This is a genomic window from Roseiarcus sp., from assembly GCF_052145395.1.
GTDB lineage: Bacteria > Pseudomonadota > Alphaproteobacteria > Rhizobiales > Beijerinckiaceae > Roseiarcus.
The window spans coordinates 1-19076 of the sequence record NZ_JBKQOT010000413.1 but is presented as its reverse complement, the minus strand read 5'-3'; the positions used below and the strand labels follow the sequence as shown (position 1 = coordinate 19076).

Here is a 19076-nt window from a genome sequence, read left to right as displayed (position 1 = left end):
GCCGGCCGTTCTGCAACCTGCTGCATTTCGTCCGTCCGGACTTTCCCCACGCCGAAGACCAGCCGAAGCTGCTGATCGTCGCGCCGATGTCCGGCCATTACGCGACGCTGTTGCGCGGAACGGTCGAGGAGTTCCTGCCCCACTGTGACATCTACATCACCGACTGGACGGACGCGCGCCTGGTTCCGCTCGCGCTCGGCAAGTTCGAGCTCGACGATTACGTCGATTATATCCGCGAGATCCTCCATCACCTCGGGCCGGGCGTCCATACCCTCGGCGTCTGTCAGCCGTCCGTGCCGCTGCTCGCCGCGGTCGCGATCATGGAGGCGAACGACGAACCAAACATCCCCGCCAGCATGACGTTCATGGGCGGCCCGATCGACACCCGCCGCAGCCCGACCGAGGTCAACAAGCTTGCCGAGAAGCGCGGCGTCGAATGGTTCCGCCGCAATGTCCTGCATCCGGTGCCGTTCCCCTATCCGGGTTTCGGCCGCCAAGTCTATCCGGGTTTCCTGCAGCTTTCCGGATTCATGGCGATGAATCTCGACCGCCACGTCAACGCGCATCTGGAGATGTTCAACCACCTGGTCGAGAACGACGGAGACTCAGCGGAAAAACACCGCGACTTCTACGACGAGTATCTGGCGGTGATGGACATGGACGCCGCTTTTTACATGCAGACGATCGAAAAAGTGTTCGTCCAACATTTGTTGCCTAAAGGCGAGTTGACACACCGCGGCCAGCTGGTGGACTGCTCGGCGATCCGCCGCTGCGGCCTGATGACCGTCGAGGGCGAGAAGGACGACATTGCCGGGATCGGCCAGACTCAGGCGGCTCAGGACTTGTGCGTGAACATCCCGGATTGGATGAAGGTCCATTATCTGCAATTGGATGTCGGGCATTACGGCATCTTCAACGGCTCCCGCTTCCGCAAGGAGATCGCTCCGCGGTTGCGCGAATTCTGGGCGATGATCGACGGAAGGCCGGCCAAGCATCTCCCCGCCAAAGTCAACTATGCCAAGAGCAAGACCGGCAAGCCCGTTGGCGTTAAGGGGGCCAGCGCGCCCAAGCCGGTTCTGGTCCCCGCGTAGCGGCTCGCGCTCGAGCCTTCGTTCGCGGGCCGGTTCTGTTTACCGCGATCGAAACGTGATCGCGTCTCCGTTCGCCTCGGTGGTATTCTCCGCCGGGCGAAACGGAGAACAGGGTGGGAATCGCAGGATTTCTCGGCGTAGGGATCAGCGCCCTTCTCGCCCTTGCGCCGGAAGCGGCGTCGGCTGGGCGTCTGACGACGCTCTCCGCCGACTTTCAGCCCGGGTCGATCATCATCAGCCAGTCCGCGCGGAAGCTCTACCTTGTCCTCGACCGAGGAACCGCGATCGCCTATCCGGTCGCTGTTGCAAAGCGCGGCATGGAATGGAGGGGGACAGCCCGCATCGCCGGCAAGTATGTCGAGCCGGCCTGGTCGCCGCCCGATTCGGTCAAGCACGACCATCCCGGCCTGCCCGACGTCATCCCGGGCGGCGCGCCGAGCAACCCGATGGGGGCGCGGGCGATTACACTCGATCGCGCCGAGATCGCGATCCACGGCACGACCCGCGCGATGCGCGCCTCGATCGGCACGGCGGCTTCCTGCGGCTGCATCCGGATGCTGAACGAGGACGTCATCGACCTTTACGACCGCGTCTCCGTGGGCGCCCCGGTGGTGATGAAGCCGTGAAAGGGCGCCCTTAGCTCTGTCCCTTCCACGGCGCGAGCCAGCGCTCGAGGAGCCGCATGGCGAATGAAAAGGCGAACGCGCAGACCGCGATGACCCCGATGCCGACGAACACGAAGTCGGTGGCGAGGAACTGCGAGGCCGACATGACGAAGTGGCCGATGCCGCGCGTGGCGGCGATGAGTTCGGCCGCGACCAGCGTGCTCCATCCGACGCCGAACGCGATCCGCATCCCGGTCGGGATTTCCGGCAGGGCCGATTGAAGCACGACATCGCGCAGAAGCTGGAGGCGATTCGCTCCGAGCGAGAGCGCAGCATTAACGCGCTCAAACGAGACGGAGCGCACCCCCGCCTGAGCAGCGATCGCGATCGGTGCGAACATCGCCATCGTCAAGAGCGCGATCTTCGAGGCCTCGCCGACGCCCACTCAGATGATCGCGCGGATTCGCTGACCGACAACGACAACTGGCACACCGACGTCACCTTCATCGAAACCCCGCCCTTCGGCGCGGCGCTGACGCCGAAGCTTTTGCCGCCGAACGGGGGCGACACGCTCTGGTCCTCGACAGTCGCCGCCTATAATGCCTTGTCAGAGCCGATCCGACGCCTGGTCGATGGGCTGACGGCCGAACACGATTTCCAGCACGGCTTCAGGCGTCACCTGTGGGGCGTCGGAGATCGGCGTGAAGCCTGGGAGCGCGCGGTCGCGGCGAATCCGCCCGTCGTCCACCCCGTCGTCCGAACTCTCGATGACGGTCGCCGGGGCCTGTTCGTCAACGAGGGCTTCACCTCGCGCATCATAGGATTGACGCAAAAGGAGAGCGACGTGCTGCTCGGCTTCCTGTTCGCTCACATTTCCAAGCCCGAGTTCACGGTCCGCTGGCGCTGGAAGCTCGGCGACGTCGCCTTCTGGGACAATCGCCTGAGCACGCACTACGCGACGCTGGACTATCTCCCGCACAGCCGCACGATGGCCCGCGCCGCGATACTCGGCGACCGGCCGCACTGAGCCTTGCGACCTCAAGCCGCCCGCCGGACCTCGATCGTCACATGCGACAGCGCGGAAAAGCGCGCGAGACGGGCGCGGTAGTCGGCCTCGCCGCGCGCCGACGGCGTGACCACGGAGACGATCACGCCAAGGTGGCCCGGACCGAGACGCCAGAGATGCAGGTCGGCGACGCGGTCGCCGTCCGCCTCGATCGCCTTGCGCACGCGGTCGGCCATATGGGGGTCGGGGATCATGTCGAGGAGGACACCAGCCGTATCGCGGATCAGCGCCGCCGACCAGCTCGCGATGACGAGCGCGCCGAGAATCCCGACGAGGGGGTCGATCCAGGGCCAGCCGAACAGCCACGCGAGGATCAGGCCGCCGATGACCGCGACTGACACCGTGGCGTCGGCGAGGACATGGACGATCGCCGCGCGCATGTTGTTGTCCTGCGTGGCGGCGCCGTGAGCATGCTCGTGCTCTTCGAAGGCGACCGAAAACGTGCGCCCGTCGACGGTCACGTTGGCCAGAAATTCGTGCGGCTCGGGGATTTCGTCGAGCGACTCAAGAAGGCCGCCGCGATCGACGAAGGCGAACTCTTGCCGCGCCCCGTTCGGGCGGACGGTCTCGATGGAGACGGCTGCGGCCGACAGCGCCGGGCCCGCCGCGCGGCCCAGACGGAAGCGCGGAGGGACGCCATCCTCGCACACCTCGAGCGTGACAGGGCCTGCGGGGGCGTCGATCCGCTTCGACGCGTCGTGCGTATGCGCGGCGTCGCCGTGTCCATGGGAATGGCCGTCATGATGACCGCCGCTCAGCAGCCAGGCGCTCGCGAGGTTGACGGCGAGGCCCAGCGCCGCGATCGGGATCGCCTCGGCGAACCGGATCGGCACAGGGGCGAACAGGCGCCCGACCGCCTCCCAGCCGATGAGGAGCGCGATCATCGCCAGAATGATGGCGCTGGCAAAGCCGGCGAGATCGCCGAATTTCCCTGCGCCGAAGGCGAAGCGCGGATCATGCGCGTAGCGCCGGGCGAAGCTGTAGGCCAGCGCGGCGAGCAAGAGCGCACCGGCATGGGTGCTCATGTGCAGCCCGTCGGCGATCAGCGCGATCGAACCGACGAGCCACCCGCCGACGATCTCGATCGCCATCATCGCCGCGCAGAGCGCGATCACCACCCAGGTCCTGCGCTCGCTTGCCTCGTGCCCCTCGCCGAGGAACACATGGCTGTGAAAGGCCTCGAAGGCTGCGCTTTCGGCGTCGCTCATCAGGCAAGCCTCACTTGAGATACGTCCGCACGACGTCGAGGAGTTGGTCGGCCGCGTCGAGGTTCAGGGCGCCGGGGTAGCGCTCCTCGTCGACGAGATGCGCGCGCACGTGGTCCTCGACGACTTCGGCCATGAGGCCGGCGGTCGCGCCGCGGACGGCGGCGATCAGGTGCATCACCTTTTCGCAGCCGGCCTCCTCGTCGAGCGCTCGCTCGACCGCCTCGATCTGGCCTCGGATGCGGCGCACGCGCCCGAGCAGCTTCTGCTTGTTGCGGACCGTGTGGGTCATGTTTTTTTGTAGCATACCCCTCTACCCTATGTCGCCAACTGCGCTTGCGCCGCCGCCGCTCGGGAACGATGATGCGCCGGAGGAAGTGAAAGCCTTATGGATTTCAGCCCATGCGCGCCTTTGCGTTCGTTTTCGCCCTGGCCCCGCTCTTGGGCGCCGCTCCGGCGGTCGCCTTGACGCTGACGAGCCCCGACTTCGAGCGGGGCGGCCGCATGGCCGAGGAGCAGGCGTTCGACGGCGCCGACTGTCCCGGGCGCAACGTCTCGCCGAAGCTCGTCTGGTCCGACGCGCCCCAGGGGACGAAGAGCTTCGCCGTCAGCATGATCGACCCGGACGCCCCGGCGGCCGGCGGCTTCTGGCACTGGTGGGTGTACAACGTGCCGGCCGATTCGACCGGCCTCAAAAAGGGCGCGGGCAGCGGCGGGGGCCTGCCCCGGGGCGCGGTTCAGGGGCGCAACGACTTCGGTCCGGTCGGCTATGGCGGACCTTGCCCGCCCAAGGGCCGGCCGCACCATTACGTGATCACCGTGTATGCGCTCGACATCGGCCGGCTCGGCCTCGCGGCGACCGCCTCGACCGCCGATTTCGACGCCGCCGCGCGCGCCCACGCGCTCGCCAAGGCGACACTCATCGGACTTTTCGCCCGCTGAGCCCCGCGCCCAGCGAAAGCGGGGAGCTGAGGGGCTTCGCGAACGGTCGAAGATTTTCGCGGCTTGCCGGCAGAAGAAGACGCTATGTCCCGCCGCGCGCGCCGAGCAGCAGCACGAGGCCGAAGGCGAGCACCGCGAGCGATGCGGCGAATTCGAACGCCCGGGCGACGAGCGCCGTCCGCGTATCCTCGCCCGAAGCGAAGCGCATCGCGACCGCTTTGGCGTACACCGCCATCGCGGCGAGCGCGCCGGTCGTGACCGCCACGCCAAGGGCCATGGCGAAGGTCGCCGCGATCCCGGCCGGGAAAACCCCCTGCGCGAGCGCGAAGACAAGCACGAGAATCGCCCCCGAGCAGGGCCGCGATCCGGCGGCGATCACCGTTCCCGCCGCGTCGCGCCAGGAGAGCGGACCCGCAATCGTCGCGGCGTCGGGCGCACAACAGAGATCCCCCGCGGCGCCCGGTTCGGCCGCGCGGTAGGCCGCCGCCGAAAGCGTGCGCGGCGGCGCTCTCCAGGCCACCCCGGCGAAGGCCGGCGTCGCGGCGACGGCCTCGCGCTGCTCGAAGCGCAGGCGGAGAGCGGCGAGAAGCGCGCGCCCCTTGCGCCAGGAAAGCCACAGGCCGATGGCGGCGACGCCTGCACAGCTTGCGATGTCCAGCCAGTCGGCGGCCGCGTTCATCTGCGAGGACGTCGCGTTGACGATCAGCGCCGCGACCCCGACGAGGACGACGGCGACGGCCCCCTGCAAAAGGGCGGCGAGCATCGCCATGACGATCCCGCGCCTGAGCGAGCCCTCGTTGGCCATCATGTAGGAGGCGATCAGCGCCTTGCCGTGTCCCGGCCCGGCGGCGTGGAACACGCCGTAGCCGAGCCCGAACGCTGCGAGCCCCCAGAGCGCAGACGGGTCGCCGTGCAGGGCGTGAACCTGCTCAGCCATCAGATGCGTCAGGCGCGACTGCTCGGCCATCAGAAAGCCCGTGACGCCGCCCTCGGCGCCGCCGCCGCCTTCGCCGCCGCCGACCGCGAACGGACGATGGGCGAATTGCGCCATCGCGGCGGCGCCTTGCAGGAGCCAGGCCGCCAGGGCCCAGACGGTCGTTCGAGCGGCCTTCGTCATGGGCAGGCGATGATCGCAGTGCTCGCCATCTTGAACCCGAAATTGGTTCCCGGCGAGAGGTTGGTGAAGAAGGATTCCGAGAGCTTCGCCTTGTCGCCCGTCTCGAGCGGCTTGGGTCTGGCGACCGAGGCCGAGCAACCAAGGGGCGGCGAAACGAGGGCGATCGGCGTCTTGTCGTCGAATTCGAAGTCGATGAAATATTCTGGATCGGCGACGCGCATGGTCACATACTTGGAGGCCAGGATCGGTTCCTTGAGCGGAACAACGACGTGAAACTGGACGAGGTGGTCGGGCCGCTCCTCCATCCAGTAGTCGGTGACCGAGCCGAAATCGACCGTCTTGCCGCCGTTCTTCAGCGTGGTGAAATAGCCGACGTCGGCGAGACCGCCGGCGTTCTCCTTGGCGAGCGGAGCAAACTGCTCGCGCTTGACCAGTTCTCCCGGTTTGGCGAGGCCCTGCGTCGCGAACGACGAGTACATCTCGTCGAACACCCAGTCGTGCGTCACCGCGGCGATCTTCCCGTCATGCGTGAATGTGAGCTGGCTCTGCACCGTCACCCAGACGTGGGGATGGGCGGCCGCCGGCGCGGCGGCGGCGAGCGCGAGCGCCAGTCCGAACGCGGCCGTCCCTCCCGATTTCCGCAAACCAACCAACGAATCTTTGCTCCGCAGCCCGATCGAACCTACCGCGGGCGCCTCTTGCGGGCAAAGTGCGGCGACCCGATGGCGGCGGGCGCGGCCGGATGCGACGCTTGGACGCGCGGGCCCGGACAGCGCCGATCCGGAATCCGGATCGGACCGCCTCACGCTGTGCAGCACGACGCCATAGGCGTCTGGCTTTCAAGGCGTTCGTCGAGGCCGGCGTCGTCATGCTGACCCATCGAGGGACGAGGCGCCGGCCGCTATCCTTCAGCGATTGTTAAAACAATCGCTTCAAGCTGCGAGCATGGCGCGTTGCGTTCGGCCTTTGGTTGTCGCGTCTCTGGCCGCCCTGACCGTGTCGGGTTGCGGCTTTTTCGGCCGTCCGGAGCGGCCGGTATGGCGGACTCAGGCGGAGAACGCCTGCTTCGCCCGCAATCTGGTCAAGCTCTCGGAATTTATCGTCCCGTCGCACGAAATCGACGGACCGGGCGTCTGCGGCATGACGCGGCCGCTGAAAGTCTCCGCTCTCGACGACGGCAAGGTCGGCGTCGATAAGGTGCTGACCATCGACTGCCCGATGATCCCGGCGCTCGAGGCGTGGCTCAACGACATCGTGCAGCCGGACGCTCAGGCGCGCTTCGGCCGGAAGGTTGCGACCGTCAACGTGTTCGGCGCCTATTCGTGCCGTCCGATCGACAACGAGCCTGGGGCGCGCCTCTCCGAGCACGCCTTCGGCAACGCGGTCGACGTGGCAGGCTTCACCCTCGCCGACGGGCGCACGCTGCAATACGTGCGCGACTGGAAGAGTTCCGGCACGCAGGAGGCGGCTTTTCTTCATGAGGCCCACGCCGGCGCCTGCCAGTATTTCACCACGGTGCTCGGGCCCGGCGCGGACTTGTTCCACTACAACCACATCCATCTCGACCTTGCCAACCACGGCGCGACCAACACCGGCCCGCGCCATATCTGCAAGCCGACGCCCGAGCCGAACCTTTTGCCGCCGCCGGCCGCCCCGGACGGCCTGCCGCCCGCGCCTGAGATCGACGAGCCGCTCGACATCGCCCATGCGGGAGACCCGGCCCATGCGGGAGATTCGCGCGCCGTAGCGCTGGTCCCGGCCCCGCTCCCGCCCGCGCCGCTCGACGGACCGGGCGCCGGGCCCGACGCCGCGCTGCCGCCCGCGGTCGGCGAGACCGATCCCGCCCCTCCGGTTCTGCCCGCCGGCGCCGGCTACAGCGTCGATCCAAGCCCGACATCGTCCATCGCCGATCACGACGAGTGAGGAGGGCGGTGGAGGCGCCATGCGGCGCAATTGTTTACCCACTCGGGAGTTCGCGCGGAACGCCCCCGCGCGCGACAATCCGTTTCACCGCCTCGACATTGGCCCGCGCCGCTTCGGGGGAAAGATCGGTCTCGCCGATTTTTTCCGCCTCGGCGTACTTGCCTTCGAGCGCCAGCACGAGCGCGAGGTCGCCGCGCGTCGTCGCGCCGGCCTTGGGGCTCAAGGCGGCTCGCCTCAACGCGCGCTCCGCCTCGGGCAATCGCTTCGCCAGCGCCAGCGAGAGGCCCATGTTGGTCAGCACGCCGGGTTCGTCGGGGGCGATCTTCAGGGCGTCCCGATAGAATTGCATTGCGGCCTCGTGGTCGCCCATCCGGTCGGCGACCGCGCCCTGCGCCGAGAGGACGTCCCATTTCGGATTGTCCGGCGTGTCGGCGCGGGTGAGCACGTCCTTCGCCTGGGCGAGCTCGCCGGCGTCGGCGAGCGCCTTGCCGTATTCGCCCAAAACTTCCTCGTCCTTCGGCGCCCTGACCGCCGCCGCCTGCATCACCGCGACCGCCTCGCTGGTGCGGGCGAGGGAACGCAGGGCCTGGGCGTATTCGATCGAGGCGGATTTCTCGCCCGGATCGCGGTCATAGCGGGCGTGGCAGGCCTCGGCATAGGCGCGCAGGTCCGTCTCCGTCGACGGCGAAGCAGCGGTCGCCGCCGGCCGGATCGAGCCGGTCGTGTCGCCAAACGTCTCGCATCCGACGAGCGCGGCGCCGGCGAGAACCAAAGCCGCCGCGACGGCCGCGCGGACGGCGAAGCGGCGAAGGTCGGATCTCACCGGTGTCATCAAGGCGCCTCGCGGGACGGACGCGTCCTACCGAGGCTTAGGCCAGCGACCTTGCTCGAGGCTGCCGGCGATTGACGAGCGATCTCCGGAGCGACGGAGGGAGCTCAGAGAAGGCGGCTTGAGCGCCGGTTCAGCAGCCGTTCGGCGGGCGTTCGACGCCCGTTCGGCATGCGCTCGGCGCCCGTTCGGACGCCGGAATGAGCCCCTTATTCAACCGTGAATCGAGCGATTCCAAAGGCTTGCGCCGGAGGTTGGCAAAAAAATTCAACCGCCAACGAGTCCGGCCTTCGGCGAGGGCGCCCTCCCCCCCTTCGGGTGGTCCTCTCCCCCGCGCTGACGCGCAAGGGAGGAGAAGCGCCGGCGCCACCAAAACACGTCGTAATCGTGCAGTTTTGCATGCCTGAGCCTTGAGACCGCTGGAGTCCGACCTGACGAACCCTAGCACGAATTACGGTTTTTCCGAAGCAGCTGTTACGGATCGGGCGGAGGTTCGTCGCCAGCGGCCGGGGCGCTGCGGCGGAGCAGGGTCGACGACAGTTCCGATCGCGGCCCGTGCAGGAACAGGAAGGCCGGCGGCGGGAGGTCGGCGAGCCGGAGCGCATCGCGTTCGGGGACGCGCCAGGGGCCCAGCGCCACGGCCGCCCGGCTCGACATGGCGCTCAGCGTCGAGCCCGGCCGGTCGACGACCGCGATCGGCGTCAGGTCGGCAATGGCGCGCCAGTGCCGCCACAGGTGGAACTGGCGCAGGTTGTCGGCGCCCATGAGCCAAACGAAGCGGACTCTTGGGGCGCGGCGCGCAAGCCACGCCAGGGTGTCGTAAGTGTAGCGGGCGCCGATCTGAGCCTCGATGTCGGTGATGCTCACGCGGGGGCCGCCGAACAGGCGTCGGGCGGCCTCAACGCGCTCGGCGAGCGCCGCCAGTTCCGCCTGCGACTTCAGCGGATTGCCCGGCGTGACCAGCCACCACACCCGATCGAGGCCGAGGCGCGTCAGCGCGAGACGCGTCACCAGCGCATGGCCCTCGTGCGGGGGATTGAATGAGCCGCCGAGCAGCCCGATGCGCATGCCGGGCGTAAACGGCGGCAGGCGGGCGATCAGCGTCACGCCGCGCCCTGCTGCGCCAGAAGCTCGGCCTGACGTTCGGCGGTCAGGGCGTCGACGATCTCGTCGAGCCCCTCGCCCTCCATGATCCGGTCGAGCGAATAGAGCGTCAGGTTGACACGGTGGTCGGTCACCCGCCCCTGCGGGAAATTGTAGGTGCGGATGCGTTGCGACCGGTCGCCTGAGCCGACCTGCGAGCGGCGCTCCTCGGCCCGCTCGGCCTCGAGCTTCTGGTTGCGCGCGTCGAGAATGCGGGAGCGCAAGAGCGCCATGGCCTTCGCCCGGTTGCGATGCTGCGAGCGCTCCTCCTGCATCGCGACCACCAGGCCGGTCGGGATATGGGTGATGCGGATCGCGGATTCCGTCTTGTTGACGTGCTGCCCGCCCGCGCCGCTCGACCGCATGGTGTCGATCTTGAGGTCGGCCTCGTTGATCACGAGATCCGCCTCCTCGGCCAAAGGCAGGACCGCGACCGTCGCGGCCGAGGTGTGGATGCGCCCCTGAGTTTCTGTCGCCGGCACGCGCTGCACCCGGTGGACGCCGCTCTCGAACTTGAGCCGGGCGAACACGCCGCGTCCAGAAATCTGGGCCACGATTTCCTTGTAGCCTCCGGCCGTCCCCTCGCTCATCGAGAGGACCTCGACCGTCCAGCGCTTCGACGCGGCGTATTTGGCGTACACGCGGAAGAGGTCGCCCGCGAACAGCGCCGCTTCGTCGCCTCCCGTGCCCGCGCGCACTTCGAGGATCGCGTCGCCTTCGTCCGCGGCGTCCTTGGGCAGCAGCGCGATCCGGATGGCCTTGGCCATTTCCTCCGCGTCGGACTCGGCCGCCGAAAGTTCGTCGGTCGCCATGGCGCGCATCTCGGCGTCCAGGGTCGGATCGGCGAGCAGGGTCGCGAGGTCCGCCCGCTCCTTCTCCTTGTCGCGAAACGCCTTGATCGCCCCGACGACCGGATCGAGGTCGCTGAGCTCGCGCGAAAGCGCGGAATATTCGGCGCCCGCGACTCCTTCGGTCAGGCGCGCGCCGATTTCTTGGTAGCGGCGCAGGATGAGATCGAAATTGTCGTTGGCGGCCATTTTTACGGAACCGAAGAGGATAAGCGTGGTTCAGCGGCGGCGCTACAGGCGCACGTTGACACGCTGGGCGAGCTCGCGCAGCGGCTCGCGCAGAGAGACGTCGGCGCGGCCTTCGGCCAGCATCGCCTCGACCGAGCGCGCCGTCTCTTTGACGTTCAGCGTCAGAATCATCGCTTTGACCGGGCCGATCGAGGTCGCCGACATGGAGAGGTGGCGATAGCCTATCGCCGTCAGCGCCATCGCTTCGAGGGGGCGCCCGCCGATCTCGCCGCAGAGAGTGACCGGCGTTCCCGTCCTCGCCCCGGCCTCGGCAACCGAGCGCAGGGCGCGCAGAAACCCGACGCTCAGCGGATCGTACCGGTTGGCGACCCTTCGGTTGTCGCGATCGACAGCGAAGAGATATTGCATCAGGTCGTTCGAGCCGACGGACAGAAAATCGGCCCCTGCGGCGATCTCGTCGAGCTGCCACAAGAGCGACGGCACCTCGACCATGACCCCGAGCTTCGCGGAACGCGGCGGCTCGTGGCCGTGGCTCGCGCCCCACGCTATCTCCCGATCGAACAGCGCGCGCGTGCGCCTGAACTCGTCGACGGTCGACACCATCGGAACCATGATCCTGAGATCGCGCCCGGCCGAAGCCCGGAGGAAGGCGCGCAACTGCATGCGCAGGAGCGCCGGGCGATCAAGGCCGATGCGCAGCGCCCTCCAGCCGAGCGCCGGATTCTCCTCTTCCAGGCCCTTCATGTAGGGCAAGAGCTTGTCGCCCCCGATATCGAGGGTGCGGAAGGTCACCGGCCTGTCGCCAGCGGCCTCCAAGATCGAACGGTAGATCTGCTCCTGCACGCCGGGCCTCGGGAAACGCGTGGCCAGCATGAACTGCAGCTCGGTGCGGAAGAGGCCAACCGACTCGGCGCCCGTCTCGAAGAGATGCGGCATGTCGACCAGAAGGCCGGCGTTCATGTGAAGCCCGACCTTGACGCCGTCGAGGCTGACCGTCGGCACGTCGCGCAGCGCGCGATATTGCGCCTGCTTGCGTGCGCGCATCCGCGCCTTCTCGGCGAGGGCCGCCTCGACATCGGGCGGCGGACGCAGATAGACCTCGCCGGAATCGCCGTCGACGATGATCGCGTCGCCGTGCTCGACGATCTCGGTCACGTTGGGAACGTCGCTGACGGCCGGAATGGCGAGGGCGCGGGCGACGATCGCGACATGGCTCGACGCGCCTCCCTCCTCGAGCACCAGGCCGCGCAGACGCGACCGGTCGTAATCGAGCAGCGCGGCCGGGCTCATCGAGCGCGCGACCAGGATCGCGTTCTCCGGCAACTCTTCCGGCAGCAGCACCAGGCTCTGCCCGGCAAGCTGATGCAGCAGGCGGTTGGCGATGTCGGTCAGGTCGTGCAGCCGGTCGCGGAGGTAAGGATCGGTCTGCCGTTGAAGCTTGGCGCGGGCGTCGTTCTGGACCCGCTCGACCGCAGCTTCCGCGGTCAGTCCGGAACTGACGGCCTCGCGCAGCCGGCGCAGCCAGCCGCGGTCGTGCGCAATCATCCGGAACGCCTCGAGCACGTCGCGGTGCTCGCCCGACTGGCCATCGTCGTTGCGGTCGATCAGGTCGTCGACCGAGGCCCGCATGGCGCTGATCGCGGTTTCGAGCCGCTGCAGCTCCGAGTCGACGTCGTCGGCGACGATCTTCGACACCGCCACCCGCGGCTGATGCATCACGACATGGCCGAGTCCGAGCCCATCGGCGATGCCGAGCCCCTTCATCGCCATAGGATTGCGGACGGCGATCGGGGCGGCGACCGCTTGAAGCTCGCCCGAGGCGATCATTTCGGCGAGAAGCATCGCCGTCGTCTGGAGCGCCTCGACTTCCTCTTCCGAATAGGTGCGGCGAGCCCGGTTCTGAACGACCAGGACGCCGATTGTCGCCCCGCCGCGAAGCACGGGAACGCCCAGGAACGATTGATAAATCTCTTCGCCGGTCTCAGGCTTGTACGAGAAGGCCGGGTGGTGCTGCGCGTCGGAAAGGGCGAGCGGCTCTGCGCTCGAGGCGATCAGGCCGACCAGACCCTCGCCCGGCTCCATCGTTGTCAGGTGGACGGCCTCCCGGTTCAGGCCTTCGGTGGCGAACAGCTCCATGACGCCGTCGGACCGCACGACATAGAGCGAGCAGACCTCGGCCACCATGTTCGAGGCGATGAGTACGACGATCCGATCGAGGCGCGCCTGCGCGGTGACGGGCTCCGCCATGACCTCGCGAAGCCGCCGCAGCAACAGACGGGGTCCGCCCGGCGCGCGCATTCAAAAACGTCCTCTTCTCTCGTCCGACGGCTCGCCGGCGTCACGCGTCATGCAATGAACAGGCCGAATGCGGGCCGTCCGCCGGTCCGCGCGCTGAGGCCCGTCCGTCGCTCGGCGTCTGGGCCGTATAGAAATGATTTGAAGGCCCGGCAAGACGCCCTTCCCTTTCTAAATATTCCTTTTGGCGCCCCGGCGAGCCAGGATGCCGTCGAGCCAATCGGGCCGCATCTCCGGAACCGACGACAAGAGCAGCTCCGTGTAAGGATGATAGGGCGGGGCGAATACCGAGGCCGTGTCGCCACTGGCGACGGTCTGTCCCCGCAGCATGACCACCACCTTGTTGGCGATCCGTTTAACCGTCCCGAGGTCGTGGGTAATGAACATGTAGGCGACCCCGAGTTCGTCCTGGAGGCGTTTGAGAAGGCGCAAGATTTCCTCGCCGACCAGCTGATCCAGCGCGGACGTGACCTCGTCGCAAATGATGAGATCCGGCTCGGCCGCGAGCGCCCGCGCAATGGAAACCCGCTGCTTCTGCCCGCCGGAAAGCTCCGAGGTCTTGCGGTCGACGAAGTGTTCGGGAAGGTCCATCTGCTTGAGGAGCTCGAGGACACGCGCGCGAACCTCGGCCCGAGAGCGCCTGAAATAAAAGGAAACCGGTCTGCCGATGACGTCGAGCAGGGTCTGCTGAGGGTTCAGCGCGACGTCCGGCATCTGGTAGATCATCTGGACCCGCCGAAGCTGGTCGCGCGGGCGATCTTTGAGTCGCGGCGGAAGGCTCACGCCGTCGAAGCGCACGTCGCCGGAGGCGCGTGGCAGGAGGCCGGTCACGACTCGCGCCAACGTCGATTTTCCCGACCCCGACTCGCCGACCACGGCCAGGGTGTCCCCGCGGAAGATTTCGAGGCTCACATCGTCGATGACCTTCGGCTTGCCGGCGTAGTGGGCCGTCACATGCTCGACCGTGAGCAACGGCGCCGCCCCTTCAGGCTTGGCGACGAAGGCGTGGCCGGCAATTCTCTCGCTGACCAGCCGGCGGGTATAGTCCTGCTGCGGCTCCTGGAGGATGAGCCGGGCGTCGCCGAACTCCACCATTTTTCCGCGACGAAGCACCATGATGCGATCGGCGATTTGAGCGACCACCGCGAGATCGTGCGTGATGTAGAGCGCGGCGGCGCCATGTTCGCGCACGAGCCGGCGGAACGCCGCGAGACACTCGACCTGCGTCGTCACGTCGAGCGCAGTCGTCGGCTCGTCGAAGACGATGATTTCCGGTCTGCCGACCATCGCCATGGCGGCCATGACGCGCTGCAGCTGCCCGCCGGACACTTGGTGCGGATAACGCGAGCCGATCGTCTCCGGGTTCGGCAGGTCGAGCTCGCGGAACAGTTGCACGGCGGCGGCCTCAGCCTCGGCGCGTCTCATCACGCCGTGGCGGATCGGCGCTTCGCAGACCTGGTCCATCAGCGTCATCGCCGGATTGAAAGAGGCGGCGGCGCTCTGGGCGATGTAGGAGAGCTTGAGGCCGCGCAAGGCCCGCCGCTGGTCGGCGGTCATGGCGCGAAGGTCAGCGCCGGAAAACAAAATGTGCCCGCCGACGATGAAGCAGTTGCGCCGGGTGTAACCCATCGAGGCGAGGCCGATGGTCGATTTTCCGGCCCCGGATTCGCCGATGAGGCCGATCACCTCGCCGCGCCGCAACTCAAGCGAGACGTCGTCGACGAGCACGGGGCCGTCGCCATGATCGGTCCTGACCGCGACCCGCATGGCCCGGACGTCGAGGATGATCGGTTTGTCGGACGCAACGCTCACGCGCCCTCCCCCTGACCGCGAGAGTGGATCGACAACATCCAGTCCACCACGAAATTGACGCCGATCGTGAGGATCGCGATCGCGGCGGCGGGATAGATCGGGGCGGCATAGCCGAAGTTGATCATGTCGCGGTAGTCCTTGACCATGCTGCCCCAGTCGGCGTCGGGCGGCTGGACGCCGAGACCGAGGAAGCTCAACGCGGCGATGAACAGGAAGGTGAAACAGAAGCGCAGGCCGAATTCTGCGATCAGCGGCGGTATGGCGTTGGGAAAGATCTCGCGCGTGATGATCCACCACCAGCCCTCTCCGCGAAGCCGCGCGGCCTCGACGAATTCGAGGCTGACGAGGCCGACCGCGACCGAGCGCGCCAGACGGAAGACCTTGGTCGAATCGAGAATCGCTATGGTGACAATGAGCACCGGAAGTCCCGAACCGAGCACCGAGAGGATGACAAAGGCGAAGATCAGCGTCGGCATCGACAACAAGAGGTCGACGAGCCGGGACAACGCCTGGTCGACCCAGCCGCCGGCCACCGCCGCGCCGAAACCCGTGACAATGCCGATGAAGAAGGACAGCGCCGTGATGACAAACGACAGGCCGATCGACATCCGCGCGCCATAGATGAGCCGGCTCAGCAAATCGCGGCCGAGATTGTCGAGGCCGAGCCAATGCTGCCGATCCGGGTCCGCCCAGGCGTCGCCAAGCACGGCGGCCTGGTCGTAGGGCGCAATCAGAGGCGCAAAGATGGCCATGACAAGGTTGAGAGCGATGATCGCCAATCCGATTTGGGCAGGAATGCTGAGCTTGTGTCCAAGGAGGCGCATCGGCGGACCCTAACGAGGCTGCCGCAGTCGCGGATTGGACAGGATGGACAGGATGTCGGCAAGCATGTTGAGGGCGATGAACGTGGCCGCGAAAATGAGGCCGCACGCCTGGACCACCGGGACATCGTGCTTGGAAACCTCGTCGACCATCAATTGCCCAAGTCCCGGATACACGAACACAGTCTCGACCACGACCACACCGACGATGAGATAGGCGAGGTTCAGCGCGATCACCGAGATGATCGGCGCCAGCGCATTGGGCAGCGCGTGGCGCAGGACGATGCGGGTCTTGGTGAGGCCCTTCAAGATCGCCATCTCGATATAGGGGCTCGCCATCACGGCGAGCACGGAAGCGCGCGTCATGCGCATCATGTGCGCGACGATGACGAGCACGAGCGTCAGCATCGGCAGGAACGCATAGTACAGGCGGTCGAAGAATGGCGTATCGGACGACACGTTCGCCAGGGACGGGAACCAGCCGAGATCGACCGCGACGTATTTGATGAGCAGATAGGCGAGAAAGTACTCCGGTACGGAGATGGTCATCAGCGTCAGGACATTGACAGTCCGGTCGAAGACTCCGCCCTGACGGATCGCGGCGGCGAGCCCGAGGCCCACCGCGAGCGGCACGGCGACGACCGCCGCGTAAGCCGCCAGGAACATCGTATTGGCGAAGCGCGGCGTTATTTCCTCGAGAACGTCCCGGCCGTTGGCGAGCGAATGGCCGAAGTCGCCTCTTAGAGCGCCGAATAACCACGCGAAGTAGCGGACGATCGCCGGCTTGTCGAGGCCGAGGTCGAGGCGCAGTTTGGCGAGCGTCTCGGGCGTCGCCTGGTTTTGGAGGATGGCGGAAGCGAGGTCGCCCGGCAGAATTTCGGTACCGATGAAGATCAGCGCGGACGCCGCCAGCAGCGTCAGAACCCCAAGAATCGACCGCTGAAGGATCAGCCTTCCCACTCTGGACCCGCCTCCGTCTCCAGCAAAGTCGCGCCGGGCGCGCACAGGCCCGGCGCAGTTGACTCCCGTCGGGAGTCTGCTGTTACGACTTCAGCCAAGCCTTATCGAGAATCATGCCATTGTCCATGTCGAAGCCGCCGTGCGGGGTATGGCCGCCGACCTTGTTGTTGTGGGCGTCCAGCCAGTCACGGAAGGCGGGGATGACGGCGCCGCCGTCCTCGTTGAGCATCGCCTGCATCTCCCAGATGTAGGTCTTGCGCTTCGCCTCGTCCGTCTCACCGCGGGCGTCCGCGAGCAGCTTCTCGAACTTCTCGTTTTTCCAGTGCGTCTCGTTCCATGGCGCGCCGGCGGCGTAGTCGACCGAGAGCATCTGCGTCGCGGCGGCCCGCCCGCCCCAGTAGCTTTCGACGAACGGCCCCTTGAGCCAGACGTTGTCCCAGAACCCGTCCGCCGGTTCCTTCTTGACCTCCAATTTGATGCCGGCCTTGGCCGCGTCGGCCTGGAGCAGCGTCGCCATGTCGACCGCGCCGTTGAACGCGGCGTCGGAAGCCTGCAGGACGATCTTCGGGTCGGAGACGCCCGCTTTCTTGAAATGGAACGCGGCCTTTTCCGGATCGTGCGGCCGCTGCGGAAGCTCGCTGTTGAAATAGGGATCGGTGCGCGGGATGGGATGGTCGTTGCCGAGCGTGCCGTAGCCGCTGAACAGCGCTTTCAGGATCTGTTCCCGGTCGATCGCGTATTTCAGCGCGAGGCGGATGTCGGGGTTGGTGTACGGGTCCTTGTCGATCTCCATCGCAAGAACCGTGTGCCAGCCGCCGGGCGCCCGCACCACCTCGATCTTGGGCGACTTGGAGAGCAGCCCGACCGCCTTGTGATCGACCCGGTTGATCGCGTCGACCTGGCCGGAAATCAGGGCGTTGAGGCGCGCAGAGCCGTCGTTGATGACGGTCACGTCGGCGCCGTCGAGCCAGCCCCGTCCGTCCTTCCAATAGTCCGGCCGCTTCTTGAGGACGATCCTGACGCCCGGATCGAACTTCTCGAGGGTGAAGGCGCCGGTCCCGACGGGTTTCGCCCAGTCCTTGAAGTTCTCGGGAACCATCAGAATGTGATAGTCGGTCAGGGCGTAAGGCAGGTCGGCGTCGGGCGCCGTGAGGGAAATCTGGATCTGGTATTTGTCCAGTTTCTTGACGTCGGTCACGGGCTTCATCGAGGACGCGCCGCCCGACTTGGTATCGCCGCGGTGGAGGTTGAGCGAGTAGACCGCGTCGTCCGCGGTGAACTCCTGGCCGTTCGAGAACTTGACCCCCTTGCGCAGGTTGAAAACCCAGTCCTTGGCGCCGTTCCTCGGCTCGAAGCTCTCGGCGAGCTCCGGGTGCGGCTTGCCGTCCTGGCCCCATTCGACCAGGCCGTTGAACAGGCCATGGGCGACGTCGATCATCACCGAGTCGTTGTAGGACGTGACGTCGACGCTGTCGGTCGTGCTGCCGCCGGCGAGGCCCAGGCGCAGGACGCCGCCCTTCGTGGGGGTGTCCGCGGCCGCTCGGGCCGAGCTTTCAAGCATCGTCGAGATCGCGACGCTGGACGCGCCGAGCGCGGCGGCGCGGCCCATGAACTCACGCCGCGAAATGGCGCCTTTGGCGAGGCGCGCGTACCAGGTGTCCAATTCGCTCATTTGCGTTTCTCCCACAACTGGCGCCGCGCCCGGACTCTTCGGCGGCCATGACCCGTTGGCGATCTTATCGCCACTCCGAGCTCATTGTTCTGTTTGCCTTTGATATCTGTCAATCGGCGTCGGTCAAGGCGCTTTCGGCTTTCGCCCGGCTCCCGCGAAATCCGTCCCTTCATTCAGGCGACTCCCCGAACGGTCGAGGTTCGTCGCGTTGACGGTTCGTCGCGTTGACTTGGAGGCCGGCCGAGATTAGGGCTTTCGGCCGCAAATTGCCGAGCCAACGCGCTCGAGCGTTAAGGGATGGGCCCCGCTCATGAAGATCCTCGTGCCCGTGAAACGGGTTGTCGATTACAACATCAAGATTCGGATCAAATCGGACGGGTCGGGCGTGGAGCTCGCCAACATCAAGATGTCGATGAATCCGTTCGACGAGATCGCGGTCGAGGAAGCGCTCCGTCAGAAGGAGGCGGGCAAGGCGACGGAAGTCGTGATCGTGTCGATCGGCCCGGCGCAGGCGAGCGAGACCATCCGCACCGCCCTCGCCATGGGCGCCGACCGCGG

At 67.0% G+C, this 19076-nt stretch carries 18 protein-coding genes and 1 pseudogene; 6 read left to right on the top strand and 13 right to left on the bottom strand.

Features of this window, described 5'->3' with window-relative positions:
* Both ACLP25_RS13970 and ACLP25_RS13965 read left to right on the top strand, forming a co-directional pair.
* Positions 1–1091, top strand: a 1091-nt coding sequence (locus ACLP25_RS13970) for a polyhydroxyalkanoate depolymerase (RefSeq protein WP_442469786.1), incomplete at its 5' end; no start/stop codon positions are given.
* Between the two features lie 119 nt (positions 1092–1210).
* Positions 1211–1717: a L,D-transpeptidase gene (locus ACLP25_RS13965; RefSeq protein WP_442469790.1), complete on the top strand. Its 507-nt coding sequence runs from the start codon at positions 1211–1213 to the stop codon at positions 1715–1717.
* A gap of 10 nt (positions 1718–1727) precedes the next feature.
* On the opposite strand, the pseudogene ACLP25_RS13960 reads toward ACLP25_RS13965, so the two are convergent.
* Positions 1728–2141 (bottom strand): annotated as a pseudogene (locus ACLP25_RS13960) (ABC transporter permease subunit); the annotation flags it as partial.
* Between ACLP25_RS13960 and ACLP25_RS13955 the strand changes: the two are divergent.
* Positions 2031–2723, top strand: a complete 693-nt coding sequence (locus tag ACLP25_RS13955; RefSeq protein ID WP_442469789.1) for a TauD/TfdA family dioxygenase — start codon at positions 2031–2033, stop codon at positions 2721–2723. The pseudogene ACLP25_RS13960 and the gene ACLP25_RS13955 sit on opposite strands and share 111 nt — an antisense overlap.
* Positions 2724–2734: 11 nt before the next feature.
* Here ACLP25_RS13955 and dmeF read toward each other — a convergent pair whose 3' ends face one another.
* Both dmeF and ACLP25_RS13945 read right to left on the bottom strand, forming a co-directional pair.
* Complete coding sequence (gene dmeF, locus ACLP25_RS13950) at positions 2735–3970, bottom strand: CDF family Co(II)/Ni(II) efflux transporter DmeF (RefSeq protein WP_442469785.1); 1236 nt, start codon at positions 3968–3970, stop codon at positions 2735–2737.
* A gap of 10 nt (positions 3971–3980) precedes the next feature.
* Positions 3981–4259: a metal/formaldehyde-sensitive transcriptional repressor gene (locus tag ACLP25_RS13945; RefSeq protein WP_442469784.1), complete on the bottom strand. Its 279-nt coding sequence runs from the start codon at positions 4257–4259 to the stop codon at positions 3981–3983.
* Between the two features lie 110 nt (positions 4260–4369).
* Here ACLP25_RS13945 and ACLP25_RS13940 point away from each other — a divergent pair, with 110 nt between their 5' ends.
* Positions 4370–4909, top strand: a complete 540-nt coding sequence (locus ACLP25_RS13940; protein ID WP_442469783.1) for a YbhB/YbcL family Raf kinase inhibitor-like protein — start codon at positions 4370–4372, stop codon at positions 4907–4909.
* 82 nt (positions 4910–4991) lie between these two features.
* Here ACLP25_RS13940 and ACLP25_RS13935 read toward each other — a convergent pair whose 3' ends face one another.
* Positions 4992–6026 carry a nickel/cobalt transporter gene (locus tag ACLP25_RS13935; protein WP_442469782.1) on the bottom strand — a complete coding sequence of 345 codons (1035 nt, stop codon included), beginning with the start codon at positions 6024–6026 and terminating at the stop codon, positions 4992–4994.
* The gene (locus tag ACLP25_RS13930; protein ID WP_442469781.1) at positions 6023–6670 is read right to left on the bottom strand and encodes a DUF1007 family protein; all 648 of its coding nucleotides are present in this window, start codon (positions 6668–6670) and stop codon (positions 6023–6025) included. The genes ACLP25_RS13935 and ACLP25_RS13930 overlap by 4 nt, the downstream gene beginning before the upstream one ends.
* 301 nt (positions 6671–6971) lie before the next feature.
* Between ACLP25_RS13930 and ACLP25_RS13925 the strand changes: the two genes are divergently transcribed.
* Entirely contained in the window at positions 6972–7949 is a 978-nt protein-coding gene (locus ACLP25_RS13925) for an extensin-like domain-containing protein (protein WP_442469780.1), read from the top strand.
* A 34-nt stretch (positions 7950–7983) separates the two neighbouring features.
* Here the strand turns inward: ACLP25_RS13925 and ACLP25_RS13920 are convergent, their stop codons facing one another.
* The 8 genes from ACLP25_RS13920 to ACLP25_RS13885 form a co-directional block, all read right to left on the bottom strand.
* Positions 7984–8781 (bottom strand): hypothetical protein, encoded by a 798-nt coding sequence (locus ACLP25_RS13920; RefSeq protein ID WP_442469779.1) that lies wholly within the window; start codon positions 8779–8781, stop codon positions 7984–7986.
* A 471-nt stretch (positions 8782–9252) separates the two neighbouring features.
* Positions 9253–9879, bottom strand: coding sequence for a nicotinate-nucleotide adenylyltransferase (locus tag ACLP25_RS13915; RefSeq protein ID WP_442469788.1), 627 nt, complete (start codon positions 9877–9879; stop codon positions 9253–9255).
* Positions 9880–9881: 2 nt separating this feature from the next.
* Positions 9882–10958 (bottom strand): peptide chain release factor 1, encoded by a 1077-nt coding sequence (prfA, locus tag ACLP25_RS13910; RefSeq protein ID WP_442469778.1) that lies wholly within the window; start codon positions 10956–10958, stop codon positions 9882–9884.
* Positions 10959–11000: 42 nt separating this feature from the next.
* Positions 11001–13256: a phosphoenolpyruvate--protein phosphotransferase gene (gene ptsP, locus ACLP25_RS13905; protein ID WP_442469777.1), complete on the bottom strand. Its 2256-nt coding sequence runs from the start codon at positions 13254–13256 to the stop codon at positions 11001–11003.
* A 168-nt stretch (positions 13257–13424) separates the two neighbouring features.
* Positions 13425–15020 (bottom strand): ABC transporter ATP-binding protein, encoded by a 1596-nt coding sequence (locus ACLP25_RS13900; protein ID WP_442469787.1) that lies wholly within the window; start codon positions 15018–15020, stop codon positions 13425–13427.
* A 41-nt stretch (positions 15021–15061) separates the two neighbouring features.
* Positions 15062–15889: an ABC transporter permease gene (locus ACLP25_RS13895; protein ID WP_442469776.1), complete on the bottom strand. Its 828-nt coding sequence runs from the start codon at positions 15887–15889 to the stop codon at positions 15062–15064.
* Between the two features lie 9 nt (positions 15890–15898).
* On the bottom strand, positions 15899–16846 hold the full coding sequence (locus ACLP25_RS13890) for an ABC transporter permease (RefSeq protein WP_442469775.1): 948 nt from the start codon (positions 16844–16846) through the stop codon (positions 15899–15901).
* A gap of 82 nt (positions 16847–16928) precedes the next feature.
* Positions 16929–18518, bottom strand: coding sequence for an ABC transporter substrate-binding protein (locus ACLP25_RS13885; protein WP_442469774.1), 1590 nt, complete (start codon positions 18516–18518; stop codon positions 16929–16931).
* 310 nt (positions 18519–18828) lie between these two features.
* Between ACLP25_RS13885 and ACLP25_RS13880 the strand changes: the two genes are divergently transcribed.
* Positions 18829–19076 (top strand): electron transfer flavoprotein subunit beta/FixA family protein (locus tag ACLP25_RS13880; protein WP_442469773.1); only part of this gene is annotated, 248 nt, incomplete at its 3' end.